Raw genomic sequence first — 26,254 nt, 5'->3', positions numbered from 1 at the left:
GATGACTGATTTCTCCTCCCTGACCTTGCATGAGGCCGCTGAAGGCCTGCGCGCCAAATCGTTTTCCGCTGTGGAGCTGGCTGAGGCGACCGTGGCGGCGGCGGAGGCCGCGCAAGGCGCGCTCAACTGCTTCACCTCCATCGATGGCGAGCGGGCGGTGGAGATGGCGCGCGCCAGCGATGCGCGTCTGGCCAAAGGCGAGGGCGGGGCGCTGGAAGGCGTGCCGGTGGCCATCAAGGATCTGTTCGCGGTCAAGGGCGTGGAGACCACGGCCTCGTCCAACATCCTCAAGGGCTTCAAACCCGAATACGAATCCACCGTCACGCAGAATCTCTGGGATGCGGGCGCGGTGTTCTTCGCCAAGACCTCCATGGACGAGTTCGCCATGGGCTCGTCCAACGAGACCGCCGCCACCGGCCCGGTGGTCAATCCGTGGCGGGCGAAAGGCTCTGAGGCGAAGCTGACGCCGGGCGGGTCGTCGGGCGGCTCGGCTGCTGCGCTGGCCGCCGGGATCAGCTATGGCGCCACGGGCACCGATACCGGCGGCTCCATCCGCCAGCCGGCGGCCTTTACCGGGCTGGTGGGGGTGAAGCCCACCTATGGGCGCTGCTCGCGCTGGGGCGTGGTGGCGTTTGCGAGCTCATTGGATCACCCCGGCCCGTTCGCCAAAACGGTGAAGGATGCGGCCCTGCTGACCCAGGTCATGGCGGGCCATGACCCCAAGGATTCCACCTCCTATCCCGGCGCGGTGCCGGACTTCGCCGCGTCCGCCGGGCGTTCGGTCAAGGGCCTGCGCATCGGCATCCCCAAGGAATACCGCGTCGACGGCATGCCCGGCGAGATCGAGACGCTGTGGCGCCAGGGCGCAAAATGGCTGGAAGAGCAGGGGGCCGAGATCGTCGACATCTCCCTGCCCATGACGAAATACGCCCTGCCGGCCTATTACATCATCGCGCCCGCCGAGGCGTCCTCGAACCTGGCGCGCTATGACGGCATTCGCTATGGCGCGCGGGTGGAGGGCGCCGACCTCATCGACACCTATGAGAAGACGCGCGCAGCCGGGTTCGGGCTGGAGGTGCAGCGCCGCATCATGATTGGCACCTATGTGCTCTCGGCGGGCTATTATGACGCGTATTATCTCAAGGCTCTGAAAGTGCGCCGGCGCATCTATGAGGACTTCACCGCCGCGTTCGGCCAGGTGGACGCCATCCTCACCCCCGCCACGCCCAGCGCCGCCTTCGAGATCGGCTCCAAGGCCAAGGCCGACCCGATCGAGATGTATCTCAACGACATTTTCACGGTGACCGCCAATATCGCCGGCATCCCGGCCATGAGCGTGCCCGCCGGCCTCGACAAGTCCGGCCTGCCGCTGGGCCTGCAGGTCATCGCCCCGGCGCTGGAGGAAGAGACCATGTTCGCCGTGGCCGGCGCGATCGAGCGCGCGGCGGGGTTTGGGGCGAAGGCGGAGACGTGGTGGTAGGGATGGGCTGTAGCGCCCATCCAGACGCGCGGCGGCTTCCCCTGAGGCGCGTATCGGTCTAGCTTGCGTCTATGGTCTGGCGCATCCTCATCCCTGCCGTTTTGAGTGCGATTACGGGCGCGCTGCTGATCGCCGGCGCCGTCTGGCTGCCGCACGCGTGGGATGAATTCGGCCTGCGCTTCGTGATGGGGTTTGCGGGCGTCTGGCTCTTCGGCCTTGCTCTGGTGACGCGCGGGCTGATGCGCCGCCCTCCACAGGCCTGGCGCTCGCGCTTCGAACAGAGCCGGGCGCGTGCGCGCCGCTCACGCCGGCAGCGACGCCCGTCATGATGGCGCCCCACGCCCAGCTCTTCCGCGACGCCTTCCACGCCCTGTCGCTGGGGTGTTTCGGGTTCGCCATGTTTGGCCAACCTGACGACTGGGTTGCGGTGGGCTATATTATGCTTGGCGTGGTGCTTCATGCTGGAGCGCACGCCGTGGTCAGGCTCAGTGCGATGATTGAACGCAACCGGGCGCACGCAGGAGGTTCGTCATGAACAATCTGGTCGAATGGATCATGCTTGCGGTCCTCCTGAGCTTCGCGGTGGCGGTGGTCTCGGGCTATGCGTGGCGCTTGCACAGGCTGAAGCTGGAACTGCGCCGCCGCGATGGCGCCGGCGCGGCGGACGGCGGCGGCGAGCCGAAGGCCACCACATGATCCTGCCAGCCTGGCGCTTTTTCACCCACCCCGCCGCGAAGGCGGGGGCGGTCTTCGCCGCTCTGGTCTTCGCCTATTACGTAATCACCGCCTTTGTTGAGTTGCTGACGCTCCTGACGCCCCAAACGGCTGAAATCGCAGGCCGCCCGATCCAGTTGAGCCGCCAGCTCTCCCTGTTCAATCTTGTCAGTCCGCTCTCATACGCCTTCATCATCCTGGCCTTCGCCCTGATGGTGGAGCTGGGCATGCGCATAGCCAGGCGCGCGCCCGCTGCGCTGCGCGCCGGACATCCGGGCCAGACTTCGGATCTGACCGGGAGGATGAAGCTCATGACCGCGCCCTCAGGCGTGATCATTGGGGCCGGGCTGGTGATTGTCGCGGCCTTTGTAATTGATTGCGCACTGTTTTTCGTCTTCCCCCAGAATGATGACTTCATCATTGGCTGGGGTCCGGTGTTCGAGGTTTCGCGTGAGGTCGGCATGCTGGATACGGGGCTATTGCTGATCGTTCTGGGGGTGATCATCGCCTATCTGGCGCGCATCGCGGCGCGGCTGCAGGTGTTGGCGGGCGGCGCGGAGGCAGAGCTGTGAGAGCCAATTTCTTCACCAGCGTCCATGCCCGCGCCGTGGCCTTTCTGGGCCTTCTGATCGTGGTGATCGCCGTGGGCGAGGCGGTCTACAAGATTGTGGAAGAGAATTCCGTATCGATCGGGTTCAGCTTCTTTATCCTGCCTCTGGCCGTGATCTTCCTGGCGCTCTCCCTGGTGATCGAATATCTGGCGCGCATCGCGGCCGCGCTGGACAGGCGCGCCGCGCCGGCCCGTCCGGAGGGCGGATCATGACCGCGTCGTCCTGGCGCTTCTTCACCCATCCGATTACACGTGCTGCGGCGATCATCGGCGTGGCGATGATGACCTTCCTGTTCGTCATCACGTTCGCCCAGGCGGTCGTCATGATCGTATCGCCGCCCTCTGATCCTAATTCTTTTCGTGACTCCCTGCTGGATGAAGGCGGCCAACAGCTGCGTCAGGCGCTGGCTATGCTCGGCGGCTCTGTCCTTTGGTCCCTGGCGCCAGGCCTGCTGGTTCTGTCCGGCGCCATTCTGATCGAATGGGCTGTGCGCGTCGCCCGGGCTGCAGGCGTGACGGGCAGGCCGGGCCTGTTCGGGTTCTTCACCCATGGCGTGGCGCGCCTCATGATGATCGCGGTCTTGCTTTACATAACAGTCTGGATCGCCCTCAACCTGCTTGCGGCCGTCATGGAAGGCAGGCCCGGCTTCATGTTTTTCATGCCGCTCATGATAACATTCGCCGCCCCGCTATTGATCCTCGCCGTCCTGATCGAATATCTGTCGCGCATCGCTCAAGCGCTCGAAAAGCCCGTCCGCGCAGATCGGCAGGATTCAGCCCCATGACTCTCGTCCGCCTGCTCATCCCCGTCTTCGGGCTCATCGCCATCCTGGGCGCGCTCATGGCGTCGGGGCGGTTTGGCGAGGCGGGCTGGCTGACCGCAGTGGGCATCACGCTGATCGTGGCCGGGGCGGTGGGCATCCTGAATGTGATCGTGTTCCGGCGCCTGAAGGCCAGCATCGACCGCATGGCCGAAGATGCGCGCAAGCGCTGAGAGGGAGGGGCGCCGCACAGCCCCGCCCGCCTTGTCCTGACGCGCGCGGCGGTCTAATGCTCGAAGGCTCAAACTCACCTCCAGCGCCCCGAGTGCCGACCCCATGCGTCTCAGCCGATTTCTGCTTCCCGTCCTGAAAGAAACCCCGGCTGACGCGCAGATCGTCTCGCACCGGCTGATGCTGCGCGCCGGGCTGATCCGCCAGGAGGCGGCGGGCATTTACGCCTGGCTGCCGCTGGGCCTCAAAGTGCTCAGGAAGATCGAGCAGATCGTGCGCGAGGAGCAGAACCGCGCCGGCGCCATCGAGATCCTGATGCCGACGCTCCAGCCGGCCGATCTGTGGCGCGAGAGCGGGCGCTATGACGCCTATGGCAAGGAGATGCTGCGCATCACCGACCGCCACAAGCGCGACCTGCTTTATGGCCCCACGAACGAGGAGATGGTGACCGCCATCTTCCGCAATTACTGCAAGTCCTACAAGGATTTGCCCAAGAACCTCTATCACATCCAGTGGAAGTTCCGCGACGAGATCCGGCCCCGCTTCGGGGTCATGCGCGGGCGCGAATTCCTGATGAAGGACGCCTATTCCTTCGATCTGGACGAGGCTTCGGCGCGCGCGGCCTATAACCGCATGTTCATCGCCTATCTCAACACCTTCGCCCGCATGGGGCTGAAAGCGGTGCCCATGCGCGCCGACACCGGCCCCATTGGCGGCGATCTCAGCCATGAATTCATCATCCTGGCCGAGACCGGCGAGAGCGAGGTGTTCTGCGACAGCCAGCTCATCGATATGGGCGCGCCGGGCCCGGAGGTGGACTTTGACGGCGATCTGCAGCCGCTTGTGGACCAGCGCACCGCGCTCTACGCCGCCACCGAGGAAATGCACGATGCGGCCCGGTTCGAGGCCGAGACGCCTGCAGACCGGCGTCTGAGCGCGCGCGGCATCGAGGTGGGTCATATCTTCTATTTCGGGACCAAGTACTCAGCCCCGATGAAGGCTCATGTCACCCATCCCGACGGTCAGGACCGCCCGGTGCATATGGGCTCCTATGGCGTGGGCGTGTCGCGCCTGATGGGGGCCATTATCGAGGCCCATCATGATGACAACGGCATCATCTGGCCCGAGGCGGTGGCGCCGTTCGGGGCCGGGATCATCAATCTGAAAGCCGGCGATCCGGACACCGATGCGGCGTGTGCGCAGGCCTATGAGGCGCTGTCGCTGGCCGGGCTGGAGCCGCTGCTGGACGATACGCCCGAGCGGCCGGGGGCGAAATTCGCCACCATGGACCTGATTGGTCTGCCCTGGCAGCTGGTGATCGGCCCGCGCGGGATCAAGGAGGGCAAGGTGGAGCTCAAGCGCCGCGCGACGGCTGAGCGCGAGGAGCTGAGCCTGGCCGACGCGGTGGCGCGCATCATCGCCGGGCGCACGCCATGAGCGCTTCGCCGCCCAAGCAAGCCGTGGCTGGCGGCGCCGGGCCGTTCAGCGGCTTTGAGTTCATGCTGGCCTTGCGTTACTTGCGCGCCCGGCGCCAGCAGGCCGGCGTCACCCTGGTGGCCGTGATCTCCTTTGTCGGCATCATGCTGGCGGTGACGGCGCTGATCGCGGTGATGTCGATCATGAACGGCTTCCGCCACGAGCTGCTGACCCGGCTTCTGGGCGCGCAGCCCCATGTCTATGTGCAGCTGCCTCATGACATGAACGCCCAGACCAGCGATCTGGCCGACGCCATCGCCGCCCTGCCGGGCGTGCGCCAGGCCGGTCCGGTGACGCTGGGCCAGGCGCTGGTCACGTCTGCGCGCGGCCAGGCGGCGTTTGCGCAGGTCAATGGCGTGCGCGCCTCGGACTTCGTCAATTTCGACATCGTCACCGGCGAGGGCGGCGTGCGCGAGGCGGGCGGGGGCATTATTTACGGCTCGGCGGAAGGCTTCGGCGAGGGCCGCCATGGCGGCGACATCATCGTCATCGGCACGGCCATGGCCGCGCGCCTGGGCGTGACGGCAGGCGACGAGGTGACGCTGGTCACCCCGCGCGGCGCCCAGACGGCGCTGGGCGTGGCGCCGCGCTCCAAGACCTATCTGGTGGGCGGGGTGCTGACCGTGGGGGTGCAGGATCTCGACGCGATCCTGGTCTATATGCCCATCGAGCAGGCCGCCCTGTTCTTCAACCGCTCCTCGGCGGGCGATTATATCGATGTGCGCCTGACCCATCCCGACGCGCCCGAGACGGTGATGAACCGGATCAACGCCATGGCGCCGCCGGGCACGGTGGTGTTCGACTGGCGCGCGGAGAACGCCGCCTTCTGGAACGCCCTGCAGGTGGAGCGCATCGCCATGCGCCTGATCCTGTCCATCATCGTGGCCATCGCTGCGCTGAACATCATTTCGGGCGTGGTCATGCTGGTGAAGAACAAGACCCGCGACATCGCCGTATTGCGCACCATGGGCGCCACGCGCGGGGCGGTGATGCGCATCTTCCTGATCTCGGGCGCGGCCATCGGCTCGTTCGGCACCGCCTGCGGCATCGTGCTGGGGCTGTTATTCGTGGCCTTTATCGGCCCGATCCAGGACGCCATCGCGCTGACGACGGGCGTCAATATCTTCGATCCCACCGTCTACAAGCTCTACCGCCTGCCCGCGCGGGTGGACTGGGCGGAGGTGGTGTTCGTGTCCGCCTGGGGCTTCGCCATGGCGCTGCTGGCCACGCTTCTGCCCAGCTGGCGTGCGGGCCGCATCGATCCGGTGGAGGCGCTGCGCAATGAGTGAGCCGGTTCTGTCCATCCGCGCCCTGCGCCGCGTCTATCAGAGCGGCGCCGAAGAGCTCGAAGTGCTCGACGGCGCCGAGCTTGACCTCTATCCCGGCGAGCTGGTCGGGCTGGTGGGGCCGTCCGGGTCGGGCAAATCCTCGCTGCTGCACGCTGCGGCCCTGCTGGAGACGCCCACTGCGGGCCAGGTGATCATCGCCGGTCAGGACGGGCTGGCGCTGGGCGAGCGCGCGCGCACGGCGCTGCGCCGGCGCGAGATCGGTTTCGTCTACCAGTTCCACCACCTTCTGCCCGAGCTCAGCGCGCTGGAGAACGCCGCCCTGCCGCTGCGTATCGCCGGGCGCGGCGCGGGCGCGGCGCGCGAGGCGGCGAAGGCGAAGCTGGAGGCGCTGGGCATGGGCGGGCGTCTGGACCACCGCCCGGGCCAGCTCTCGGGCGGCGAGCAGCAGCGCGTGGCCATCGCCCGCGCCCTGGTGAACAATCCGCGCGTGGTGCTGGCCGACGAACCCACCGGCAATCTCGATCCGGCTCATTCCGACCAGGTGTTCGAGGCGCTGGCCTCGGCCTGCCGCGAGGCGGGGGCGGCGGCCCTGATCGCCACCCATAATCTGGCGCTGGCCGAACGCATGGACCGGGTGCTGACGGTGGAGCAGGGGCGTCTGACCCCTTGGACCCCGGACGCCTGAGCGCCGGCGACCCAGTGTTCATTGTCGCGGAAATCACCTGCCTGGCAGGTGATTCGTTTTTCGCTTGACGGGCGGAACAAAAGGCGAATAGGGTGTGGGGAACAAAACAGGAATAGCCGCGTCGGGCGGCGTCAGACCTAGGGAGTTCCGCCATGCGCAGCCTCATCGAAGATATCGCCTCGGCCGCCGTCATCGCCGGTTTCGTCACTCTGGCCCTGACGGTTTCAGCCGCCATGGCCGCCTGAAGCGGCCACACGCGGGTGACCGGCCCGCCCGGCCTCGTCTAGGGTAGGGGCCGTCCCGATTCCCGCCCCTCTCGCGGAGCTCGCCCCATGAGCCAGCGCCCCTTTGTCCATCTGCGTGTGCGCTCGCCCTATTCGCTGCTGGAGGGTGCGCTGCGCATCGGCGAGATCGCCGAGCTGTGCCGCACCCATGACATGCCCGCCGCAGCGCTGACCGACACCAATAATCTGTTCGGCGCGCTGGAATATTCCGAATATCTGGCCGGGGCGGGCGTGCAGCCCATCATTGGCTGCACCCTGTCGGTGGAGCTTGAAAACGCGCGGGCCGGCGAGCGCGGCGGGCCGGACGGCACGCTGGTGCTGCTGGCCCAGAACCAGGCCGGATACGCCAATCTGATGGCGCTGTCCTCCGCGGCATGGCTTGATATCGACCCGGCCGAGCCCGCCCATGTGAGCCTGGAGGCGGTGCTGGCGCGCGCGGACGGCCTCATCTGCCTGACCGGCGGGCATGACGGATTGATCAACCGGCTGGTCTGCGCAGGGCGCACGGGACCGGCCGATGCGCTGCTGGACCAGCTCGGCGCAGCCTTCGGCGACCGGCTCTATCTCGAGCTCCAGCGCCATGGCCGTCCCGATGACCTGACCGCTGAAGACTATCTCATCGACCGCGCCTATGCGCGCGGCCTGCCGCTTGTGGCCACCAATGAGCCGTTTTTCGCCCGGCCTGACCAGCATGGCGCCCATGATGCGCTCCTGTGCATCGCCCAGGGCAGCTATGTCAGCCAGTCGGACCGGCGCACCGTCACGCCGGAGCATTATTTCAAGTCCGGCGAGGAGATGGCGGCGCGTTTCGCCGACCTGCCCGAAGCCCTCGACGCCACGCTGGAGATCGCCCGGCGCTGCGCGGTGCGCGTGCACACCGCCGCGCCCATCCTGCCGCGCTTTCCCACCGAGGGCGGGCGCGATGAGGCTGAGGAATTGCGCGCGCGTGCGCGAGAGGGGCTCGACGCGCGGCTGGCGCGCATCGAGCTGGCCGCGCCGCGCGAGACGTATGAATCCCGGCTCGACTTCGAGCTCTCGGTCATCGAGACCATGGGCTTTCCGGGCTATTTCCTGATCGTGTCGGACTTCATCCAGTGGTCCAAGGCCCAGAATATTCCCGTCGGGCCGGGCCGGGGCTCAGGCGCGGGCTCGGTGGTGGCCTGGGCGCTCACCATCACCGATCTTGATCCCTTGCGCTTCGGCCTGCTGTTCGAGCGGTTTCTGAATCCCGAGCGGGTGTCCATGCCCGACTTCGATATCGATTTCTGCCAGGACCGGCGCGGGGAGGTGATCCGCTATGTCCAGCAGCGCTACGGCGCGGACCGGGTGGCCCAGATCATCACGTTTGGCACCCTGCAGGCGCGCGCCGTGGTGCGCGATGTGGGCCGGGTGCTGCAGCTGCCCTTCGGGCTGGTGGACCGCATCGCCAAGCTGGTGCCCGCCAATCCGGCCGCGCCGGTGACTTTGGCCCAGGCGCTGGAAAGCGAAAGCCGGCTGCAGGACTTGCGCGACAGCGACCCCATGGTGGCGCGGCTGATCGAGGTGGCGCTGCAGCTTGAGGGGCTCAACCGCAACGCCTCCACCCACGCCGCCGGCGTGGTGATCGGCGACCGCCCGCTCACCGAGCTGGTACCGCTCTATCAGGACCCGCGCGCCGATCTGCCCGCCACCCAGTTCAACATGAAATGGGTCGAGCCTGCGGGACTGGTGAAGTTCGACTTCCTGGGCCTGAAAACCCTGACCGTCATCCAGCGCGCGCTGGACTATATTCAATCATCCGGCGCCGAGCGCCCGGACCTTGATGCGCTGACCTTTGACGACCCGGCCAGCTATGAGCTTCTGGCCTCGGGCGCGTCCATCGGGGTGTTCCAGCTGGAAAGCACGGGGATGCGCGACACCCTGCGCAAGGTCAAGCCCGACACCATCGAGGACGTGATCGCGCTGATCTCGCTCTACCGGCCCGGGCCGATGAAGAACATCGACACCTATGTGGAGCGCAAGTCCGGGCGCGCCGAGCCGGACTATCTCCACCCCGATCTCGAACCGGTCCTGAAAGAGACCTACGGCGTCATCATCTACCAGGAACAGGTGATGCAGATCGCCCAGATCCTGTCGGGCTATTCGCTGGGCGAGGCCGATCTGTTGCGCCGGGCCATGGGCAAGAAGAAGAAAGAGGAGATGGACCAGCAGCGCGTGCGCTTTCTGGACGGCGCCGAACAGCGCGGCGTGCCGCGCGCGCGCGCCAATTTCATCTTCGACCTGGTCAATGAGTTCGCCGGCTACGGCTTCAACAAGTCCCACGCCGCCGCCTACGCCGCCATCGCCTACCAGACCGCCTGGCTGAAGGCCAATCATCCCGTGGCCTTCATGGCCGCGCTGATGAGCCTGGACCGGGCCAATACCGACAAGCTCGCCGTGTTCTTCCAGGAAGCCCGGCGCATGGGCATCACCGTTCTGCCGCCTGATGTGAACGCGTCCCAGGCCGATTTTTCGGTGGAGGACGGCGCGGTGCGCTATGGCCTGGGCGCGGTGCGCAATGTGGGCTTTTCGGCCATGGAGCATGTCGCGCGGGTGCGCGGCGAGGGCGGGCCGTTCCGCGATCTGTTCGATTTCGCCGGGCGCGTCGATCCGCGTCAGGTCAACAAGCGCGCATTTGAAAATCTCGCCCGGGCCGGGGCGTTCGACGCGCTTGAGCCGGACCGGGCGCGCGCCCTGGCCGCCGCCGAGACCCTGCTGGCCTTCTCCCAGCACGCCCTGTCCGAGCGCGAAAGCGCGCAGGTCTCCCTGTTCGGCGGGGGCGGCGGCGGGCCGGGACTGCAACGCCCGCGCCTGCCCGAGGGGGAGTTCTGGGACCCGGTGCGCCGTCTGGACGAGGAATTGTCGGCGGTGGGATTCTATCTGTCCGGCCACCCCCTTGATGATCTGCGCGACGGGCTGGCCCGGCGCGGCGTGGTGCTGTTCGCCGATCTGCCCGCCCGGGCCGCCGAGGGCGCGCGCGCCGCGCGCATGGCCGCCATCGTGCGTGCGCGCCAGGAAAAGGTCTCGCGCCGCTCGGGCGAGAAATTCGCCTTCCTCACCCTGTCCGATCCGTCCGGCGAGTTCGAGGCGCTGGTCCCGCCCAAAATCCTGTTCGCCGTGCGCGACCGGCTGGAGCCGGGATCGGCGGTGATGGCGGTGATGAAGATCGAGGAACAGGAAGAGGGGCTGCGCCTGATCATGGAGAGCGCCGAAACCATCAACACCGCCGCCCTGGAGGCCGAGGGCCGCAGCCTGCGCATCCATCTCGACGGCCCTGGTCCGCTGGAGGGGGTGGCTGCGCGGCTGGCGCACGCCGCCGCCCGGCCCGGCCCGCGCGGGCAGGTGCATCTGGTGATGGCGCTGGCCGACGGGCGCCGGGCCGAGCTGCGCCTGCCGGGCGAGCACGCCCTTGATCCGGCTGCGCGCGCCGCGCTCAAGGGTCTCGATGGCGTGGCCGGGGTGGAGCTGGCGTGAGGCTCCGCCTGGCATGCGTGTGCAGCCTGGGGGCGCCGGGGCGCGCCTGCGCGTGCTAGACAGGAGCGCTCTCGAGCAAGGGCGGGCGAGGACCGTGACGATGGATGACCTGCAGGCCTCTGTGACCACTTCGCGCGATGGGCGCGCGCGCGGTGAAGCCGGCGCCGCCGCCCATGCCGGCCTCACCCCGCGCGCCTTCGGGCCGGTCAACTGGCTGGGCCTGTGGACGCTCTACAAGAAAGAGGTGCGCCGCTTCCTCAAGGTGCATTTCCAGACCGTGCTGGCGCCGGTGGTCACCTCGCTTTTGTTCATGATCGTGTTCTCCATCGCCATCGGCTCCCAGCGCGGGGAGATTCTGGGCGTGGCCTACGCCAGTTTCCTGGCGCCCGGCCTGGTGATGCTGGGCGTGCTCAACAATTCCTTCGCCAACGCCTCGTCCTCGCTGATCGGGGCGAAGATGCAGAACAACACCGTCGATTTCCTGATGCCGCCCCTGTCGCCGGGCGAGCTGGCGGCGGCCTTTATCGGCGGGGCGGTGACGCGCGGGGTGCTGGTGGGGCTGGCCACCGCGATCTGCATCGCGCCCTTCGTGGACGTGAGCGTGGCGCACTGGTGGGCGGTGATCTATTTCGGCCTGTCGGCGGCCCTCATGCTGGGCGTGATCGGGGTGATGGCCGGGCTGTGGGCGGAGAAATTCGATCATCTGGCCGTGGTGACCAATTTCGTCATCATGCCCTTGGCGTTCCTCTCGGGCACGTTCTACTCGGTGGAGATCCTGCCCGAGCCCTTCTACACCATCAGCCACATCAACCCGGTCTTCTTCCTGATCGACGGCTTCCGCTACGGCTTTATCGGGGCGGGCGACAGCCATCTCATGCTGGGCGTTGCGGTGATCGGCGCGCTCAATCTGGCGCTCATCACCGCATGCTATCTGCTATTGCGCTCCGGCTGGCGCTTGAAGAGCTGATCCAAAGGGGCCTAGATCAGGGTTTCACGCACACCGTTTGGGGGCACGCATGGCCAGACCGCTGATGGATACCTATTCGCCGCCCGATATCGATTTCGAGCGCGGCGAGGGGGCGTATCTGCATGCGCGCGGCGGCGCGCGCTATCTCGATTTCATTTCCGGGATCGCGGTCAACGGGCTGGGCCATTGTCATCCTGCGGCGGTCAAGGCGCTGCAGGACCAGGCCGGCAAGCTGTGGCATACCTCCAACATGTTCCGCGCGCCCGGCCAGATCGAACTGGCGGAGAAATACTGCCGCGACAGTTTCGCCGACCGGGTGTTCTTCACCAATTCGGGAACCGAGGCGGTGGAGTGCGCGCTGAAAACCGCGCGCCATTACCATTTCGCCCAGGGCCGCCCGGACCGTTACCGCGTCATCACCTTCACCGGGGCGTTTCACGGACGCACGTTCGGGGCCATCAATGCAGGCGGCAATCCGGCCTATCTCGAAGGCTTCGGGCCGCGCATGGAAGGCTTTGACCAGGTCGCGTTCGGCGATCACGAGGCGCTCAAAAGCGCCATCACCGAAGAAACCGCGGCCATCATCGTGGAGCCGGTCCAGGGCGAGGGCGGGGTGCGCGCGATCCCCGATGTCTGCCTGCGCGGCCTGCGCGAGCTGTGCGATGAGCACGGGCTGTTGCTGATCTATGACGAGGTGCAGTGCGGCGCCGGGCGCACCGGCAAGCTGTGGGCCCATGAATGGTCGGGCGCGGCGCCCGATATCATGGCCGTGGCTAAGGGCGTGGGCGGCGGCTTTCCCATGGGCGCGTGCCTGACCACTGAAGCGGCCGGCGCGCACATGAAAATCGGCACTCACGGTTCGACCTTCGGGGGCAATCCGCTGGCCATGGCGGTGGGGCATGCGGTGTATGACGCGCTCACCGCGCCCGGTTTCCTCGATCATGTCACCGATATCGCCAACACGCTGCGCCAGCAGCTCTCCGGACTTGTGGACGCCCATGCGGACAAGGTCGCCGAGCTGCGCGGGCGCGGGCTCCTGATCGGGCTGAAGCTGAAGGACGGCTATGTCAACAAGACGCTGGCCGCCCATGCGCGCGCCCAACACCTGCTGATGGGTGCGGCGGGCGATAATGTGGCGCGCCTGGCGCCGCCCCTGATCATCGACGAGACCCATGTGCGCGAAGCGGTGGCGGCGCTGGACGCCGCGCTGGGCGCGCTGGAGCCGCAATGACGCCCGCCGGCGCGCCTGGCGCGCCAGGCCTGACCGGCGCGGGTGATGACCGCGTGACCGGTTTCCAGCTGGAAGGCCGGCCCGTGCGCGGGCGCCTGGTCCGGCTGGGCGCGGCGGCTGATGCAATTCTGTCGGCCCATGACTATCCCGTCAGCGTGGCCCGCCTGGTGGGCGAGGCGGCGCTGCTGGCCGTGCTGATCGGGGATTCGCTCAAATTCGACGGCAAGCTGATCATCCAGGCCAGCGGTCCGGATTCAGGCGGGCGCCAGATCGAGGGCACGGGCGCGGTGGCCTTCGTGGTGGCCGATTTCGTGCCCGGCCAGGGCGTGCGCGCCTACGCCAAATATGATGGCGATGCGGTGGCGGCGCTGGAGGCGGCCAGCCGCACCGGCGCGCGCGACCTGTTGGGGGATGGCCATTTCGCCATGACCCTGGATCCCGGCCCGGGCAAGGAGCGCTATCAGGGCGTCACAGCCATCACCGGCGACACGCTGGCCGACAGCGCAGCGCATTATTTCGCCCAGTCCGAACAGACGCCCACGCGCCTGCGCCTGGCGGTGGGCCGCCAGATGCTGGACGGCGGCCATATGGTCTGGCGCGCCGGGGGCGCGCTGATCCAGCGCATCGCCGGGGATGAGGCGCGCGGCGAGACGCAGGATTCCTTCGAACACGCCCAGGTCCTGTTCGACACGCTGGGCGATGATGAATTGCTCGATCCGGCCCTCACCGCCGGCCAGGTGCTGTTCCGCCTGTTCCATGAGGACGGCGTGCGCGTGGAGGAGGGCCGCCCGGCGCCGCGCCGGTGCAGTTGCGAGCGCGCCTCGCTCGCCCGCCTGCTGGCGCGCTTTCCCAGCGATGACCGCGAGCATATGAGCGGCGCCGACGGCTCGGTGGCCATGACGTGCGAATACTGCAATCGCGAATGGCGCTTCACCGCCGGCGAGATCGACGCAGCAGCCCGCGCGAATGATTAGCGGGCGGGGCCAGCGCGCGCAGCTTCTCGCGCGCCTCATATTGAGACTCATGGATGACGCGCCTGGCGCAAGGCGCAATGCCTGCGGTTCCCATGAAGGCCGCCGGGATGGCGGCGGGCTCCGGCATCTGATATCTTGCGGATATCAGATGCCGCGCGGAGCCATGTGATGACCAAGGTGCAGATAGGCAAGTGGGGCCAGAGCGCAGGCGTGCGCATCCCCAAAGACCTTCTGGAGCGCACCGGCCTGGCGCCGGGCGATGCGGTTGAGCTGAGCTATGAGGGCGGGCGCCTTGTCATGACACCGGCCCGTCAGGCGCTGGACCGTGAAGCGCTGTTTGACGCGATGCGCGTTGAGGAGACACCGGAGCTCGAAGAGTGGGGCGCGCCAGTCGGCGCAGAGCCCTGGTGAGCGGTTCTGGCGTTTACGAGCCCGGTGATGTGATCTGGCTCGAACTGGACCCCGCGCGGGGGCGCGAACAGGCCGGACGCCGGCCCACCGTGGTGGTGTCGACCTATCGTTATAATGCAGGCTCCAGCCTGGTCTTGGTCTGTCCCGTGACTTCAAGTGAGCGGCCCTGGCCGTTCAAATTGGCGCTGGACGCCGAGGATCCGGTGGCGGGTTATATCCTGTGTGACCAGATCCGCACGATTGATCCTGAAGCTCGTCACGCCCGTCGGGCCGGGCAGGTCTGCGCGGACACGCGCCTTGCGCTGTTCCAGCGCATCGCCGCGATCCTGGACCTGCCCGACCCGACCCGCCCGGCTTGATCTCTTACTCCCCTTGCCCCGGCGCGGCTTCGGCGCCGGCCAGTATCCCGCCGTCGAGATCGAGACCGGTTCCGGTCATATAGCTGGACGCATCACCCGCCAGAAACACCGCCGCTTCAGCCACTTCCCGGGGCGTGCCGAACCGGCCCATGGGCACGCCTGCAGCGATCCCGGCCAGTATCGCATCGCGCTGCGCTCCATCGCCCAGCATGGCGTCCCACATGGGGGTGAGGATGGCGGCGGGCAGCAGCGCATTGCAGCGGATGGGATAGCCCATCTGCGCGCAATAGAGCGCCACCGTGCGGGTGTGATTGCGCACCGCCGCCTTGGACGCGGCGTAGGCCGCTGCGCCGGGAATGCCCACTACGCCCGAACGCGAGGACATGTTGATGATCGATCCGCCCTTGCGGTGCTTCATCAGGGCGATGGCGGCGCGGCAGCCCAGGGCCAGCCCGTCCAGATTGACCCGGTGCACGGCGCGCCAGCTCTCCAGCCTGAAATGCTCGGGATCATGGGGCCCTTCGGTCTCCAGAAACCCAGTGATGCCGGCATTATTGACCAGAATGTCCAGCCCGCCATGGCGGGTGGTCACGTGAGCCTGCACCTTAAGCCAGTCGCCTTCCTCGCCCACGTCCAGCGCCAGGCTTTCAGCGCGTTCGCCCAGTTCGGCGGCGAGGGTATCGGCGCTTTGTTGATCGATATCGGTGACGAGGACATGGGCGCCCTCGCGGTGAAAGGCGCGGGCGATGGCTTCGCCAATGCCGCGGCCTGCGCCGGTGACCAGCGCGATGCGATTATCCAGTGATGGCATGATGACAGTCCTGATGAACCGCGCCGGGAAGGCCCGGCGCTAATCCCGCCGCCCGTCAGGGGCGGCGGCGCGACGTAGTGGTCAGCGCGGCTGGTTCATCGGCGGGGTCCTCCCCAAGTGAGGCGCGCAGCACTAGCGCGGCGCGCGCGGGCGCGCAAGCGGCGTCTTGGCAAGGCGGGCGCGAGGGCGCAGGCTGCGCGCCCAATCGCGTTTCAGGAGCCGAAGCCCATGTCCATCGAGAACCAGCGCCGTGTCGACAGCCCGTATGGCGCGCGCTCCACCGCCGGTGAAATCGCCGCGAGCCATGATCTCAAGGGCCGTGTGGCGCTGGTGACAGGCGGGTATTCGGGCATCGGGCTGGAGACGGTGCGCGCGCTGGCCGGGGCGGGGGCGAAAGTGCTGGTTCCCGCCCGTGACAGCGCGAAAGCCGAAGCGGCGCTGGCGGGGCTGGGCCAGGTGGAGACGCTGGCGCTGGACCTGTCCGATCCGGCCAGCGCAGCGGCGTGTGCGCAGGCGGTGCGCGCGCGCACCGACGTGATCGATTACCTCATCTGCAATGCCGGCATCATGGCCTGTCCCGAACAGCGCACGGCGCAGGGGCGCGAGCTGCAGTTCGCCACCAATCATCTGGGCCATTTCGCGCTGGCCAACGCCTTGAGTGATCTCATGACCCGGCCCGGCGCGCGGCTGGTGGCGCTGTCCTCGGTGGCGCACATGATCGCGCCAGCGAACCTTGATGATCCCGATTTCGTCAAAACGCCATACGACAAATGGCAGGCCTATGGCCGCTCCAAGAGCGCCAATGCGCTGTTCGCGCTGGGCTTCAACGCCCGCCACGCCGCGCGCGGGGTGGAGGCGTTCTCGGTGCATCCCGGCGGCATCATGACCGCCCTGCAGCGCGACATGGACGAGGCGGAGATGCGCGCCATGGGCTGGATCCGCGAAGACGGCTCTCTGCACCCGGTGTTCAAGAGCGTGGAGGAGGGGGCGGCCACCACGGTATGGGCCGCGCTCTCGCCCTTGCTGACCGGGCGCGGGGGCGCTTATTGCGAGGACTGCAATATCGCCGAACCCGCGCAAGAGCGCGGCTGGTCGGGCGTGCGCCCCTATGCAGTGGACCCGGACGCCGCCGAAGGCCTGTGGGCGCTCAGCGAACGGCTCCTCAATCCTTAAGGCGCGCCCAGATGGGCGGTGAGGAAGGCGCCCAGCTCTTCCAGCATGGCCACGCGGGTTTCGGGCAAGCTCAGCCAGTGATCCTCGCCGTCCAGGCGCACCAGGCGCACATCCTTGCCCGCGCCGGCGAGCGCGCGTTGCATCAGCTCGCTCTGGCTGACGGGCACTACCGTGTCCTCCACCGGGTGGATCAGCAGCACCGGGGCCTGAACCTGCGCGGCGAAGCGGGCCGGTGAGCGCGCTTCCAGCATGGCCCGCTCGCGATTGGGATCGCCGATTGAATTGCGCCAGTAATCGCGCTGGCGGCTGCGCCGGCTGCTGCGCGCGCCGATATCGCCGGCGAACACCCACAAATCGCTCACCGGCGCGATGGCCGCGGCGCAGCGATAGAGATCGGGCGTGAACGCCGCCCCGGCCAACGCCGCATAGCCGCCATAGCTCGCTCCGGCGATGCACACGCGCGCCGGGTCCGCCGCGCCGGTCTCCACAAGATGGGTCAGGGCGTCGGTGACATCGTCCTGCATGCGTCCGCCCCATTCGGTCCAGCCCGCCCGTTCGAAGGCCCGGCCATAGCCGGTGGAGCCGCGGAAATTGGGCTGCACCACGCGATAGCCCAGCGCGGCGATGAAGCCGGCGATATAGTCAAATCCCACATCGTCCTGGGCGGCCGGTCCGCCATGGGGCAGCACCACCAGCGCCCGGCTCTCGTCCGGCCGTGCGCCGGGCGGATCTGTGATGACGGCTTCCAGCGTGACGCCGTCGCGGGTCTGGTAGGTGATCAGGCGGCGCGGGGCCACAAGCTCTTCATCGGCGACGGCCGGGCGCACGTCGCCAATCGGCGCGATCTCGCCGGAGGTGCGCTCGACCAGCAAATACGTGCCCGGTTCTCCCGGCGTCGCAATATGGACCAGGGCGCGGGTGCGCGCGGCGTTCCAGCTGCTGACATTAATGATCAGGCCCGGCGCGCGCGCGGCCACCAGGTCATGAATGGCGGCCAGGTCCGGGTCGATGAAGACCTGGCGCGGAGCGCCGTCCACATAGGTTCCACCCACCGGGGAACGCGTGACAGGGTCAATGATGACCCCTGACAGGTCCCGGCCCGGAGGGGCGCTGAGCGCGGTATGCGGCTCGCCGCCGTTCGCGGGATAGCGCGCCAGCGTCCGGAAACCGCCCGACCAGCGCAGGGAATAGAAGCCCGAGCCGTCGCCATCCACGCCCGCCACGCTGCCCGCGGGAGACTGATTGTCCCAGTGGGGATGGGCGCGCCAGCGATTGCCCTCGCTCAGCTCCAGCGTGGAGCGGTCATTGGCGTTGTCGAATCTCAGACGGGCGATTGCATTGCCTTGGGCGTCAGCGATCCAGTTCATGATGGGCGTTTCCGCCGATCGCTGGCGCTCGGTCACGAACACCCGGCCTGTGCCGCTGGACGGATCGACGCTGAACAGGGTGGATTCCAGCATGGGCCGCCCGCCGCCGCCGCCCAGACGGAAAGCGGGCATCAGCACCCGCCCGTCACGAACGCCCGACACACGCGAAAGCGAGCTTTGCGGCAGGAGGCTGGGTTCGCGGCCCAGCATCTGGACCGATTGCATGGTGCGGGTGTCCACAGCAAACAAGGTGAAATACTCGGTATCGGAGAGCCATTGGTCGAACAGATTGCGCCCCTGGCCCGCCACCTGGACATTGCCCGAATAGGTGCTGATCGTGGCCATCACGAACCGGTCGTCGATCCAGTACAGATCGCGGATCTTGTTGCCGGACACATCCATGGAGCGGGTATCGGGATCGCCTTCCAGCGACATCACCGCCAGCAAGGTGCGGCCCTGGCTGCGGGTGAGGAACGCCAGGCGGTCGCCGCTGCGCGACAGGGCGGGCAGCATGAGGTCAGCGTCCTCGCCGAACATCTGCGCCAGACGGGTGACGGGAACAGAAGCTTGGGCGCTGGCGCAGAAGGCGAGGACAGTCAGGGCGGCGGTCAGAGCACGCAAAAGATTCATGACGTTAGCTTTCACATGAGGGCGTGTGGGCACTCTGGCAGGCCCGCATGGGCCTGACAATCTGAAACTGAAACCTATATCCGTTTCGCCATTTTTTCGTGACAGGCCTGCAATGCCGGGCGCCCGCATAAGCCCCTGTCTGCTGCGGTCCGGCGCCCATGGTGATCCGCCTGACAGCGGGGTGCGTAAACAATTCAGAATAACAAAGACAAGCGGATTGATGACGATGCTTGATGATGGCTGGATTCTTGATTGCGCCACCGGCGCAGCGCCAGACGCTGTGCGCGTGCTGGCGGCCTGCCAGGGGGCCATGGCGCCGCGCGCGGCCCAGCGTCTGGCCGGAGTTGAAGCTGCGTTTGGCGCGATGCTGGAACGCGAGCCGGGGGTGGCGCTGGCGCCTGGCGCGCTCACGCGCGCGCTCGACCGGCTCGATGATGACGCCGTTGCGCCTGTTGCGCATGATCCGCGCCCCGGATTATTGCCGTCCCCGCTGGCCCGGGCGCTGGAGGTCCAGGGCGACCGGCGCTGGCGCCGGCGCCTTGGCGGATACAGCGAGATTGTCGTGGAAAGCCTGTGTGCGCCCGGGGTCGACGCGCGCCTCATCTCCATCCCGCCTGGCAAGGGCGCGCCCGAGCACGATCATTCCGGCGAGGAACTGACCCTGGTGCTGACCGGTTCCTTCCATGACGGCCGCGGCGCCTTCGCGCGCGGGGATGTGTGCCGCGTCGAGCCCGGCGATGTGCACCAGCCGCGGGTAGACAGCGCGCAGACCTGCGTGTGTTTTGTGGTGGAGCTGGGGCAGGTGCGCCTGACCAACAAGGTCTATGCCGGCATAGACCGTATCAGCCGGCTGACGCGCCGTTTCTGATCATGCGCCCCGATAATACGCCTCTCAGACGAAAGGATGTCTCCATGTTACGCCTTGCCGCCGCCGCCCTCCTGATGTGCGCGCCTGCGCCGCTGGCGCTGGCCTCGGCGGATATGTCCGCGCGACCGGGTGAGACGATCAAGTTCGACGTTTATCGCGGGCGCAATACGAGCTTTGGCGCCCATGAGGTGCGCTTCAGCGAGAATGATGACGGCGAGCTGATCGCCGAAGTGTCCATCCGCTTGCGCGCCGGGATCGGGCCGGTGACGGTGTTCCGCTACGAACATGATTCAACCGAGCGCTGGGATAATGGCCGCCTGGTCGCGTTCGAGGGCCGCACGCTGAAAGACGGCGACACTTTCCGCGTGGAGGGGCGCGCCAATGGCGAGGGGTTTGATGTCACCGGGCGCGATCCCGGCGGCGACGATGTGTCCAAGACATTCCCCTCTGACATCCTGCCGTCCTCCCACTGGGTGCGCTATCCGCCGGGCACGGAGTCCGTGCTCAACACCGAGCACGGCACGCTGATGGAGGTGGAGGTGGAGTTCCTGGGCGAGGAGGAGATCGAGGCCGATGGCGGCAAGATCCCTGCGCGCCGCTACCGCCTGACCAGCTCGCTGACCCTGGACCTGTGGTATGACGAAAACGGGCGCTGGGCGCGCACCGAGTTCGAGGCGCGCGGCCAGCGCGTCACCTATGTGCGCCGCGCCAATCCCGCCGACGCCTGATGAGCGCCTTGCGCCTGATCCTGGGCGACCAGCTGACGCGGTCGCTGGCCTCGCTGCGTGATTATGCGCCAGGCGATACGGTGCTGATGGCCGAAGTGGCCGAGGAAGCCGGCTATGCGCCCCATCACAGGAAGAAGATCGCCTTCATTTTCTCGGCCATGCGCCATTTCGCCAAAGGGCTGGAGGACGAGGGGTTAGACGTTCGCTATGTCCACCTGGACGCGCCGGGCAATACCGGATCGCTTGAAGGCGAGGCGCGCCGGGCGCTTCTTGAAGGCGGCCATGACCGTCTGATTGTGGTGGAGCCGGGCGAATACCGTCTGATGGCGGCGATGAAGACCTGGACAGACCAGCTGGGCGCTCCGGTGGAGATCCGGCGCGATGACCGCTTCATCTGCACCCATGAGCGATTTGACGCCTGGGCGCAGGGGCGCAAGCGCCTGACCATGGAGTATTTCTACCGCGAGATGCGCCGGGAAACGGGCCTCCTGATGGAGGGCGATGAGCCCGCGGGCGGGCAGTGGAATTTCGACAGCGAGAACCGCAAGCGCCTGCCCGAGGGCCTGGACATCCCCGAGCGCCTTAAAATTGCGCCCGACCCCGTCACGCGCGAGGTGCTGGCGCTGGTGGAAGCGCAGTTCCCGGACCGGTTCGGCGATCTGGAGGATTTCTGGTACGCGGTCACGGCTGAGGACGCTGAAGCCCAGCTGGACTGGTTCATCGATCGCGGGCTTGAAAACTTTGGCGATTACCAGGACGCCATGAAGGCGGGCGAGGCCTTCCTGTTTCACTCGGTCCTGTCGCTTTACATCAATTGCGGCCTGCTGGATCCGCTGACCGTTTGCCGCAGGGCGGAGGAGGCGTGGATACAGGGCCGCGCGCCGCTCAACGCCGTGGAGGGCTTCATCCGCCAGATCCTGGGCTGGCGCGAATATGTGCGCGGCGTCTACTGGCGCTTCATGCCCGAATATCTCGAACGCAATGTGCTGGAGGCGCGCCGCCCGCTGCCGGACTTCTACTGGACGGGCGAGACGGAGATGGCGTGCGTGCGCGACTGCGTCCTGACCACAAAGCGCCACGCCTACGCCCACCATATCCAGCGCCTGATGATCACGGGCAATTTCGCGCTGCTGGCCGGGATCGATCCGGCGCCAGTCAATGAATGGTATTTGGCGGTCTATGCCGACGCCTATGAATGGGTGGAAGCGCCGAATACGCACGGTATGGCGCTGTTCGCCGACGGCGGGATCATGGCGACCAAACCCTATGCTGCGTCAGGTGCTTACATCAACAAGATGAGCGATTACTGCAAGTCCTGCCGCTATCAGGTGAGCGTCAGGAACGGGCCGAAGGCGTGTCCGTTCAACTATCTCTACTGGAATTTCCTGATGGAGAACGAAGACCGGCTGAAGGGCAATCAGCGCCTGTCCATGATCTACAAGACGCTGGAGCGCATGGACGAGGACAAGCGCCGCGCGGTGCGCGAGGACAGTGCGCGCTTCCTGCGCCGGATCGGCATTGAAACGCAAAAGGTGAGCGCATGACACGGCCTGTGAAGCCTGCAGACGGGATCGTCTGGATCACCGGCGCCAGTTCGGGCATCGGCGCCGCGCTCGCCCGCCGCCTGGCGCGCAAGGGCTGGACGGTGGCGGTCTCCGCGCGCGGGGCCGGGGCGCTGGAAGACCTGGCCAAAGAGCATCCCGGCAAGATCATCCCCGCTCCGCTGGACATCACCGATGCGTCCGCCGTTGCGGCCTGCGTGGAGCGTCTGGAGGCCGAGCACGGCCCCATCGCCTGCGCGGTGCTTAATGCGGGCATCTATATCCCGGTGAAGGCCGAGGCGCCGTCCTATGAGGACTACGCCAGAACCTTCGCGGTCAATCTCAACGGCACGGCCGCCTGCGTCAGCGCCCTGACGGGGCGCATGGCCGAGCGGCGCAAGGGCCAGATCGCCATCGTCTCCTCGGCCACCGGCTTTGGCGGCATGCCCACCGCCTCGGCCTACGGGGCGACCAAGGCGGCGCTGATCAATATGGCCGAATGCCTGGCCATCGAGCTGCACCGCTATGGCGTGCACATCCAGGTGGTGACGCCCGGCTTCGTGGAAACTCCGGCCCAGGACGATAATGAATTTCCCAAGCCCTTCATGGTGAGCGCGCAGACGGCGGCCAGGCGCATCGCCTCGGGCCTGAAATCACGCCGGTTCGAGATCACTTTCCCGCGGCGCTTCACCCTGGTGCTGAAAGCCATCTACGCCCTGCCGCGCAGCTGGCACATCGCCCTGGTGCGCCGCCAGACCGGCTGGAACAAGCCGCCTGAAGATTAAATCATTCAGGGTGTTGCTGAAAAATATTCACACCCGCTCTAGCGCCGTCATCAGGTCGGCCATCAGGTCATCGGCCGCTTCCAGGCCGCAGGACAGGCGCACCAGATCGTCCGGGGTGGGGCTTTGCGGGCCTTCAATGGGCTTGCGGTGTTCGATCAGGCTCTCCACCCCGCCAATGGACGTGGCCTGGATGAAAACCTCAGTAGAAGCAGCCAGTTGCGCCGCCGCCTTCGCGCCACCCCTGAGGCGCAGGGAGAGGAGGCCGCCATACCCGCCGGTCATCTGGCGCGCGGCGATGGCGTGGCCGGGATGGGCGGGCAGGCCGGGATAGAGCACCTGAGCGATGCCCGGATGGCCTTCGAGGGACTGCGCAAGGCGCAGGGCGTTGGCGCTCTGGCGCTCAAAGCGCACAAACAGCGTGCGCAAACCCCGGATCAACAGCCAGGCCTCGAACGCGCCGGGGACCGCGCCGGTCAGGCTGTGATGGTCGCACAGGGCCTGCCAGGCCTCGTCCTTGGCGCGCGTGACCACGGCGCCGGCCAGCACATCGCTATGGCCGTTGAGGTATTTGGTGGCCGAATGCACCACATAATCGGCGCCCAGATCGAGGCTGCGCGTAGTGCAGGGCGGCGCGCTGGTGCTGTCCACGGCCAGTCTGGCGCCGGCTGAGCGGGCGGTCTCTGCAGCGCGCGCGATATCGACCACGGACCAGAGCGGATTGGCCGGCGTCTCGATCCATATGAGCGCCGTGGCGCCTGGCTTAACCGCCCGCGCCAGCGCATCGGGGTCGTCCGGATCGAAAAACGCAAGGACGATTGCGCCTTTGGTTTCTAGCGATTGCAGAAGCTTCTTCGCGCCATAATACATCTTGGTCTGCGCCACCACATGGGCTCCGGCGGGCAGGGTGGCGAAGACGGCGGCGGCGGCGGCGAGGCCTGAGCTGAACAGGCGCGCATCCGCGCCGCCTTCCAGCGCGCAGATCAGGGCGGCGGCGTGAGCCTGGGTCGGGCCTTCGGGGCGGATATAGTCATGGGCGCCGATGAGGGCGTTGGCGCCATCGCGGGCATAGGTTGTGGCCAGATGAACCGGCGGGATGACCGCGCCGGTCTCGACATCGATCCGGTGCAGCGCCTGGGCGGCGAGGGTTTCGGGGCGCCTAGCCATTCAGGATTTTCGCCGCCCGCGGCGCGAAATACGTCAGCACGCCATCAGCTCCGGCGCGCCTGAACGCCATCAGGCTCTCTAGCATGGCGCGCTCGCCGTCGATCCAGCCGTTTGCGGCGGCCGCTTCGATCATGGCGTATTCGCCCGAGACCTGGAACACATAGGTGGGCAGGGCGAAGGCGGTCTTCACCCGCGCCACGATGTCGAGATAGGGCAGGCCGGGTTTGACCATCACCATGTCGGCGCCCTCGGCGATGTCCAGCTCCACCTCGCGCAGGGCCTCGTCGGTATTGGCCGGGTCCATCTGATAGGTCTTCTTGTCGCCCTTGAGCGCCGCCGAGCTGCCGATGGCGTCGCGATAGGGGCCGTAGAAGGCCGAGGCGTATTTGGCCGCGTAGGACAGGATCAGCACATGCTCGAAGCCTTCCGAATCCAGCGCCGCGCGGATCTCGCCCACACGCCCGTCCATCATGTCGGACGGGGCGATCACGTCGCAGCCCGCGCGCGCCTGCATCAGGGCCTGGTCGCACAGGCGCTCCACCGTGGCGTCATTGAGGATGACGCCGTCTTCCATCAGCCCGTCATGGCCGTGATCGGTGAAGGGATCGAGCGCGACATCGCAGATAATCCCCACTTCGGGCGCGGCGTCCTTCATGGCCTTGATGGCCTGCGCCACCAGGCCGTCGGGATTGCCTGCCTCGCTGCCTGCAGCGTTTTTCAGCGCCGGGTCGATATGGGGAAAGAGCGCGATGGCCGGGATGCCCAGCGCGCGCGCCTGGCGGGCTGCGTCCGCGGCGGCGGCGGGCGAGAGCCGGTCCACGCCGGGCATGGAGGCCACCGGCTCGCGAGGGTTCGCGCGGTCGGACACCACCAGCGTCCAGATCAGGTCCGAGGGCGTCAGCGTGGTCTCGCGCATCAGGCGGCGCGTCCAGTCATGCTGGCGCATCCGGCGCAGACGGGTGGTGGGAAACTGGGCCATCTCGGTGTATCTCGCGCTGCATAACAAAACGGTGGCGCGCACAACACCCGCCCCCGCGCGCCTTGTCTAGGAGGATTTGCCATGCGCTTCGAGCTCACCGAGGACCAGAGCCTGATCCGGGAGGCGGCGCGCAAATTCGCCGAGGACCGCCTCAAGCCCCACGCCGCGCAGTGGGACGAGGACAAGCACTTCCCCGTCGATGTGCTCAAAGAGAGCGCCGCCATGGGCTTTGCGGGCATCTACACGCGCGAGGATGTGGGCGGATCGGGCATGAGCCGGGTGGACGCCGCGCTGATCTTTGAAGAGCTCTCGCGCGGGTGCGTATCCACCGCCGCCTTCATCTCCATCCACAACATGGTGTCGTGGATGATCGACAGCTGGGGCAGCCAGGAGCAGCGCCAGCGCTGGCTGCCGCGCCTGACCGCCATGGACATGATCGGCTCCTACTGCCTGACCGAGCCGGGCGCCGGCTCGGACGCGGCGAGCCTGCGCACCAAAGCGGTGCGCGATGGCGATCACTATGTGCTCAACGGCTCCAAGACTTTCATCTCCGGCGCCGGGACCAGCGATCTCTATATCGTCATGTGCCGTACCGGCGGCGAGGGCGCCAAGGGCGTGTCGGCTATCGTGGTGGAGAAGGGGACGCCAGGGCTCTCCTTCGGGGCCAATGAGAAGAAGATGGGCTGGAACTCCCAGCCCACCGCCGTGGTCTCGTTCGAGGACTGCCGGGTGCCGGTGGAGAACCGGCTGGGGGATGAAGGCCAGGGCTTCCTGTTCGCCATGAACGGGCTCAATGGCGGGCGCATCAATATCGGCGCCTGCTCGCTGGGCGGCGCGGCCGAGGCCACCGATCTGGCCATTGCCTATGCAAAAGAGCGCAGCCAGTTCGGCAAGGCGCTGGCCGATTTCCAGGCGACCCAGTTCAAGCTGGCCGACATGGCCACCGAGCTGGACGCCAGCCGGCTCATGCTGCTGCGCGCCGCAGACGCGCTGGACCGCAAGGACCCGGCCGCGCCGTCCTATTGCGCCATGGCCAAGCGCTTCGCCACCGATCTGGGCTTCCGCATCGCCAATGAGGCGCTGCAGATCCATGGCGGCTACGGCTATCTCAAGGACTATCCCATCGAGCGCATCGTGCGTGATCTGCGCGTCCACCAGATCCTGGAAGGCACGAACGAGATCATGCGCGTGATCATTGCAAAGGAATTGCTGAAATAGCGTCAGGCGGCTGGGACCGGCCAGCG

The 26,254-nt window shown here is 67.2% G+C and carries 27 protein-coding genes; 23 read left to right on the top strand and 4 right to left on the bottom strand.

What is annotated here, in order from left to right; genetic code table 11:
- Position 1: 1 nt before the first annotated feature.
- From gatA to F1654_RS02620, 17 genes are all read left to right on the top strand, one after another.
- On the top strand, positions 2-1,480 hold the full coding sequence (gatA, locus tag F1654_RS02695) for an Asp-tRNA(Asn)/Glu-tRNA(Gln) amidotransferase subunit GatA (RefSeq protein ID WP_150021955.1): 1,479 nt from the start codon (positions 2-4) through the stop codon (positions 1,478-1,480).
- A gap of 71 nt (positions 1,481-1,551) precedes the next feature.
- On the top strand, positions 1,552-1,809 hold the full coding sequence (locus F1654_RS02690) for a hypothetical protein (RefSeq protein ID WP_150021954.1): 258 nt from the start codon (positions 1,552-1,554) through the stop codon (positions 1,807-1,809).
- Positions 1,806-2,015 (top strand): hypothetical protein, encoded by a 210-nt coding sequence (locus F1654_RS02685; protein WP_150021953.1) that lies wholly within the window; start codon positions 1,806-1,808, stop codon positions 2,013-2,015. Before F1654_RS02690 ends, F1654_RS02685 begins: the two co-directional genes overlap by 4 nt.
- Positions 2,012-2,176, top strand: coding sequence for a hypothetical protein (locus tag F1654_RS13840; protein WP_199200427.1), 165 nt, complete (start codon positions 2,012-2,014; stop codon positions 2,174-2,176). The genes F1654_RS02685 and F1654_RS13840 overlap by 4 nt, the downstream gene beginning before the upstream one ends.
- Positions 2,173-2,766: a hypothetical protein gene (locus F1654_RS02680; protein ID WP_150021952.1), complete on the top strand. Its 594-nt coding sequence runs from the start codon at positions 2,173-2,175 to the stop codon at positions 2,764-2,766. Before F1654_RS13840 ends, F1654_RS02680 begins: the two co-directional genes overlap by 4 nt.
- Positions 2,763-3,017: a hypothetical protein gene (locus F1654_RS02675; RefSeq protein ID WP_150021951.1), complete on the top strand. Its 255-nt coding sequence runs from the start codon at positions 2,763-2,765 to the stop codon at positions 3,015-3,017. Before F1654_RS02680 ends, F1654_RS02675 begins: the two co-directional genes overlap by 4 nt.
- Entirely contained in the window at positions 3,014-3,589 is a 576-nt protein-coding gene (locus tag F1654_RS02670) for a hypothetical protein (protein ID WP_150021950.1), read from the top strand. The genes F1654_RS02675 and F1654_RS02670 overlap by 4 nt, the downstream gene beginning before the upstream one ends.
- Positions 3,586-3,798: a hypothetical protein gene (locus tag F1654_RS02665; protein ID WP_150021949.1), complete on the top strand. Its 213-nt coding sequence runs from the start codon at positions 3,586-3,588 to the stop codon at positions 3,796-3,798. The genes F1654_RS02670 and F1654_RS02665 overlap by 4 nt, the downstream gene beginning before the upstream one ends.
- Before the next feature lie 103 nt (positions 3,799-3,901).
- Positions 3,902-5,233: a proline--tRNA ligase gene (gene proS, locus F1654_RS02660; protein ID WP_150021948.1), complete on the top strand. Its 1,332-nt coding sequence runs from the start codon at positions 3,902-3,904 to the stop codon at positions 5,231-5,233.
- Positions 5,230-6,561 (top strand): lipoprotein-releasing ABC transporter permease subunit, encoded by a 1,332-nt coding sequence (locus tag F1654_RS02655; protein WP_150021947.1) that lies wholly within the window; start codon positions 5,230-5,232, stop codon positions 6,559-6,561. The genes proS and F1654_RS02655 overlap by 4 nt, the downstream gene beginning before the upstream one ends.
- The gene (locus tag F1654_RS02650) at positions 6,554-7,246 is read left to right on the top strand and encodes an ABC transporter ATP-binding protein (RefSeq protein ID WP_150021946.1); all 693 of its coding nucleotides are present in this window, start codon (positions 6,554-6,556) and stop codon (positions 7,244-7,246) included. Before F1654_RS02655 ends, F1654_RS02650 begins: the two co-directional genes overlap by 8 nt.
- A 332-nt stretch (positions 7,247-7,578) precedes the next feature.
- The gene (gene dnaE, locus F1654_RS02645; protein WP_150021945.1) at positions 7,579-11,022 is read left to right on the top strand and encodes a DNA polymerase III subunit alpha; all 3,444 of its coding nucleotides are present in this window, start codon (positions 7,579-7,581) and stop codon (positions 11,020-11,022) included.
- 100 nt (positions 11,023-11,122) lie between these two features.
- Entirely contained in the window at positions 11,123-11,989 is an 867-nt protein-coding gene (locus tag F1654_RS02640; protein ID WP_150022532.1) for an ABC transporter permease, read from the top strand.
- Positions 11,990-12,038: 49 nt separating this feature from the next.
- The gene (locus F1654_RS02635) at positions 12,039-13,220 is read left to right on the top strand and encodes an aspartate aminotransferase family protein (protein ID WP_150021944.1); all 1,182 of its coding nucleotides are present in this window, start codon (positions 12,039-12,041) and stop codon (positions 13,218-13,220) included.
- Positions 13,217-14,194: an Hsp33 family molecular chaperone HslO gene (locus F1654_RS02630; protein WP_150021943.1), complete on the top strand. Its 978-nt coding sequence runs from the start codon at positions 13,217-13,219 to the stop codon at positions 14,192-14,194. The genes F1654_RS02635 and F1654_RS02630 overlap by 4 nt, the downstream gene beginning before the upstream one ends.
- Positions 14,195-14,362: 168 nt before the next feature.
- Positions 14,363-14,605 (top strand): AbrB/MazE/SpoVT family DNA-binding domain-containing protein, encoded by a 243-nt coding sequence (locus tag F1654_RS02625; RefSeq protein ID WP_150021942.1) that lies wholly within the window; start codon positions 14,363-14,365, stop codon positions 14,603-14,605.
- Positions 14,602-14,964: a type II toxin-antitoxin system PemK/MazF family toxin gene (locus F1654_RS02620; protein WP_199200426.1), complete on the top strand. Its 363-nt coding sequence runs from the start codon at positions 14,602-14,604 to the stop codon at positions 14,962-14,964. The genes F1654_RS02625 and F1654_RS02620 overlap by 4 nt, the downstream gene beginning before the upstream one ends.
- A gap of 4 nt (positions 14,965-14,968) precedes the next feature.
- On the opposite strand, the gene F1654_RS02615 is transcribed toward F1654_RS02620, so the two are convergent.
- Positions 14,969-15,775 (bottom strand): SDR family NAD(P)-dependent oxidoreductase, encoded by an 807-nt coding sequence (locus tag F1654_RS02615; protein ID WP_150021940.1) that lies wholly within the window; start codon positions 15,773-15,775, stop codon positions 14,969-14,971.
- Positions 15,776-16,003: 228 nt separating this feature from the next.
- Here F1654_RS02615 and F1654_RS02610 point away from each other — a divergent pair, with 228 nt between their 5' ends.
- Complete coding sequence (locus F1654_RS02610) at positions 16,004-16,948, top strand: oxidoreductase (protein WP_150021939.1); 945 nt, start codon at positions 16,004-16,006, stop codon at positions 16,946-16,948.
- Here the strand turns inward: F1654_RS02610 and F1654_RS02605 are convergent.
- Positions 16,945-18,945, bottom strand: a complete 2,001-nt coding sequence (locus F1654_RS02605; protein WP_199200425.1) for an alpha/beta hydrolase family protein — start codon at positions 18,943-18,945, stop codon at positions 16,945-16,947. The genes F1654_RS02610 and F1654_RS02605 overlap by 4 nt on opposite strands.
- Positions 18,946-19,165: 220 nt before the next feature.
- Here F1654_RS02605 and F1654_RS02600 point away from each other — a divergent pair, with 220 nt between their 5' ends.
- The 4 genes from F1654_RS02600 to F1654_RS02585 are packed head-to-tail and all read left to right on the top strand — an operon-like array spanning position 19,166 to position 22,867.
- Positions 19,166-19,813 carry a cupin domain-containing protein gene (locus F1654_RS02600; protein WP_199200424.1) on the top strand — a complete coding sequence of 216 codons (648 nt, stop codon included), beginning with the start codon at positions 19,166-19,168 and terminating at the stop codon, positions 19,811-19,813.
- Positions 19,814-19,857: 44 nt separating this feature from the next.
- Positions 19,858-20,541 (top strand): DUF6134 family protein, encoded by a 684-nt coding sequence (locus F1654_RS02595; RefSeq protein WP_150021937.1) that lies wholly within the window; start codon positions 19,858-19,860, stop codon positions 20,539-20,541.
- Positions 20,541-22,085 (top strand): cryptochrome/photolyase family protein, encoded by a 1,545-nt coding sequence (locus tag F1654_RS02590; RefSeq protein WP_150021936.1) that lies wholly within the window; start codon positions 20,541-20,543, stop codon positions 22,083-22,085. Before F1654_RS02595 ends, F1654_RS02590 begins: the two co-directional genes overlap by 1 nt.
- The gene (locus tag F1654_RS02585) at positions 22,082-22,867 is read left to right on the top strand and encodes an SDR family NAD(P)-dependent oxidoreductase (protein ID WP_150021935.1); all 786 of its coding nucleotides are present in this window, start codon (positions 22,082-22,084) and stop codon (positions 22,865-22,867) included. The genes F1654_RS02590 and F1654_RS02585 overlap by 4 nt, the downstream gene beginning before the upstream one ends.
- Positions 22,868-22,894: 27 nt before the next feature.
- On the opposite strand, the gene F1654_RS02580 is transcribed toward F1654_RS02585, so the two are convergent.
- Positions 22,895-24,031, bottom strand: a complete 1,137-nt coding sequence (locus F1654_RS02580; RefSeq protein ID WP_150021934.1) for a trans-sulfuration enzyme family protein — start codon at positions 24,029-24,031, stop codon at positions 22,895-22,897.
- Positions 24,024-25,010 (bottom strand): porphobilinogen synthase, encoded by a 987-nt coding sequence (hemB, locus tag F1654_RS02575; protein WP_150021933.1) that lies wholly within the window; start codon positions 25,008-25,010, stop codon positions 24,024-24,026. The genes F1654_RS02580 and hemB overlap by 8 nt, the downstream gene beginning before the upstream one ends.
- Positions 25,011-25,091: 81 nt before the next feature.
- On the opposite strand from hemB, the gene F1654_RS02570 reads away from it, so the two are divergent.
- The gene (locus F1654_RS02570) at positions 25,092-26,228 is read left to right on the top strand and encodes an isobutyryl-CoA dehydrogenase (protein WP_150021932.1); all 1,137 of its coding nucleotides are present in this window, start codon (positions 25,092-25,094) and stop codon (positions 26,226-26,228) included.
- Positions 26,229-26,254 lie beyond the last annotated feature (26 nt).

The organism is Alkalicaulis satelles, from assembly GCF_008630495.1.
Lineage (GTDB): Bacteria > Pseudomonadota > Alphaproteobacteria > Caulobacterales > Maricaulaceae > Oceanicaulis > Oceanicaulis satelles.
Note: the sequence above shows the minus strand (reverse complement) of the source record. Positions and strands in the feature narration are given on the sequence as shown.

What these genes read in the sequence shown, in the direction of transcription:
- gatA (WP_150021955.1), top strand. Translation starts at nt 2, where the DNA reads ATGACTGATTTCTCCTCCCTGACCTTGCATGAGGCCGCTGAAGGCCTG.
- F1654_RS02690 (WP_150021954.1), top strand. Translation starts at nt 1,552, where the DNA reads ATGGTCTGGCGCATCCTCATCCCTGCCGTTTTGAGTGCGATTACGGGC.
- F1654_RS02685 (WP_150021953.1), top strand. Translation starts at nt 1,806, where the DNA reads ATGATGGCGCCCCACGCCCAGCTCTTCCGCGACGCCTTCCACGCCCTG.
- F1654_RS13840 (WP_199200427.1), top strand. Translation starts at nt 2,012, where the DNA reads ATGAACAATCTGGTCGAATGGATCATGCTTGCGGTCCTCCTGAGCTTC.
- F1654_RS02680 (WP_150021952.1), top strand. Translation starts at nt 2,173, where the DNA reads ATGATCCTGCCAGCCTGGCGCTTTTTCACCCACCCCGCCGCGAAGGCG.
- F1654_RS02670 (WP_150021950.1), top strand. Translation starts at nt 3,014, where the DNA reads ATGACCGCGTCGTCCTGGCGCTTCTTCACCCATCCGATTACACGTGCT.
- F1654_RS02665 (WP_150021949.1), top strand. Translation starts at nt 3,586, where the DNA reads ATGACTCTCGTCCGCCTGCTCATCCCCGTCTTCGGGCTCATCGCCATC.
- proS (WP_150021948.1), top strand. Translation starts at nt 3,902, where the DNA reads ATGCGTCTCAGCCGATTTCTGCTTCCCGTCCTGAAAGAAACCCCGGCT.
- F1654_RS02655 (WP_150021947.1), top strand. Translation starts at nt 5,230, where the DNA reads ATGAGCGCTTCGCCGCCCAAGCAAGCCGTGGCTGGCGGCGCCGGGCCG.
- F1654_RS02650 (WP_150021946.1), top strand. Translation starts at nt 6,554, where the DNA reads ATGAGTGAGCCGGTTCTGTCCATCCGCGCCCTGCGCCGCGTCTATCAG.
- dnaE (WP_150021945.1), top strand. Translation starts at nt 7,579, where the DNA reads ATGAGCCAGCGCCCCTTTGTCCATCTGCGTGTGCGCTCGCCCTATTCG.
- F1654_RS02640 (WP_150022532.1), top strand. Translation starts at nt 11,123, where the DNA reads ATGGATGACCTGCAGGCCTCTGTGACCACTTCGCGCGATGGGCGCGCG.
- F1654_RS02635 (WP_150021944.1), top strand. Translation starts at nt 12,039, where the DNA reads ATGGCCAGACCGCTGATGGATACCTATTCGCCGCCCGATATCGATTTC.
- F1654_RS02630 (WP_150021943.1), top strand. Translation starts at nt 13,217, where the DNA reads ATGACGCCCGCCGGCGCGCCTGGCGCGCCAGGCCTGACCGGCGCGGGT.
- F1654_RS02625 (WP_150021942.1), top strand. Translation starts at nt 14,363, where the DNA reads ATGACCAAGGTGCAGATAGGCAAGTGGGGCCAGAGCGCAGGCGTGCGC.
- F1654_RS02615 (WP_150021940.1), bottom strand. Translation starts at nt 15,775, where the DNA reads ATGCCATCACTGGATAATCGCATCGCGCTGGTCACCGGCGCAGGCCGC.
- F1654_RS02610 (WP_150021939.1), top strand. Translation starts at nt 16,004, where the DNA reads ATGTCCATCGAGAACCAGCGCCGTGTCGACAGCCCGTATGGCGCGCGC.
- F1654_RS02605 (WP_199200425.1), bottom strand. Translation starts at nt 18,945, where the DNA reads ATGAATCTTTTGCGTGCTCTGACCGCCGCCCTGACTGTCCTCGCCTTC.
- F1654_RS02600 (WP_199200424.1), top strand. Translation starts at nt 19,166, where the DNA reads ATGACGATGCTTGATGATGGCTGGATTCTTGATTGCGCCACCGGCGCA.
- F1654_RS02595 (WP_150021937.1), top strand. Translation starts at nt 19,858, where the DNA reads ATGTTACGCCTTGCCGCCGCCGCCCTCCTGATGTGCGCGCCTGCGCCG.
- F1654_RS02590 (WP_150021936.1), top strand. Translation starts at nt 20,541, where the DNA reads ATGAGCGCCTTGCGCCTGATCCTGGGCGACCAGCTGACGCGGTCGCTG.
- F1654_RS02585 (WP_150021935.1), top strand. Translation starts at nt 22,082, where the DNA reads ATGACACGGCCTGTGAAGCCTGCAGACGGGATCGTCTGGATCACCGGC.
- F1654_RS02580 (WP_150021934.1), bottom strand. Translation starts at nt 24,031, where the DNA reads ATGGCTAGGCGCCCCGAAACCCTCGCCGCCCAGGCGCTGCACCGGATC.
- hemB (WP_150021933.1), bottom strand. Translation starts at nt 25,010, where the DNA reads ATGGCCCAGTTTCCCACCACCCGTCTGCGCCGGATGCGCCAGCATGAC.
- F1654_RS02570 (WP_150021932.1), top strand. Translation starts at nt 25,092, where the DNA reads ATGCGCTTCGAGCTCACCGAGGACCAGAGCCTGATCCGGGAGGCGGCG.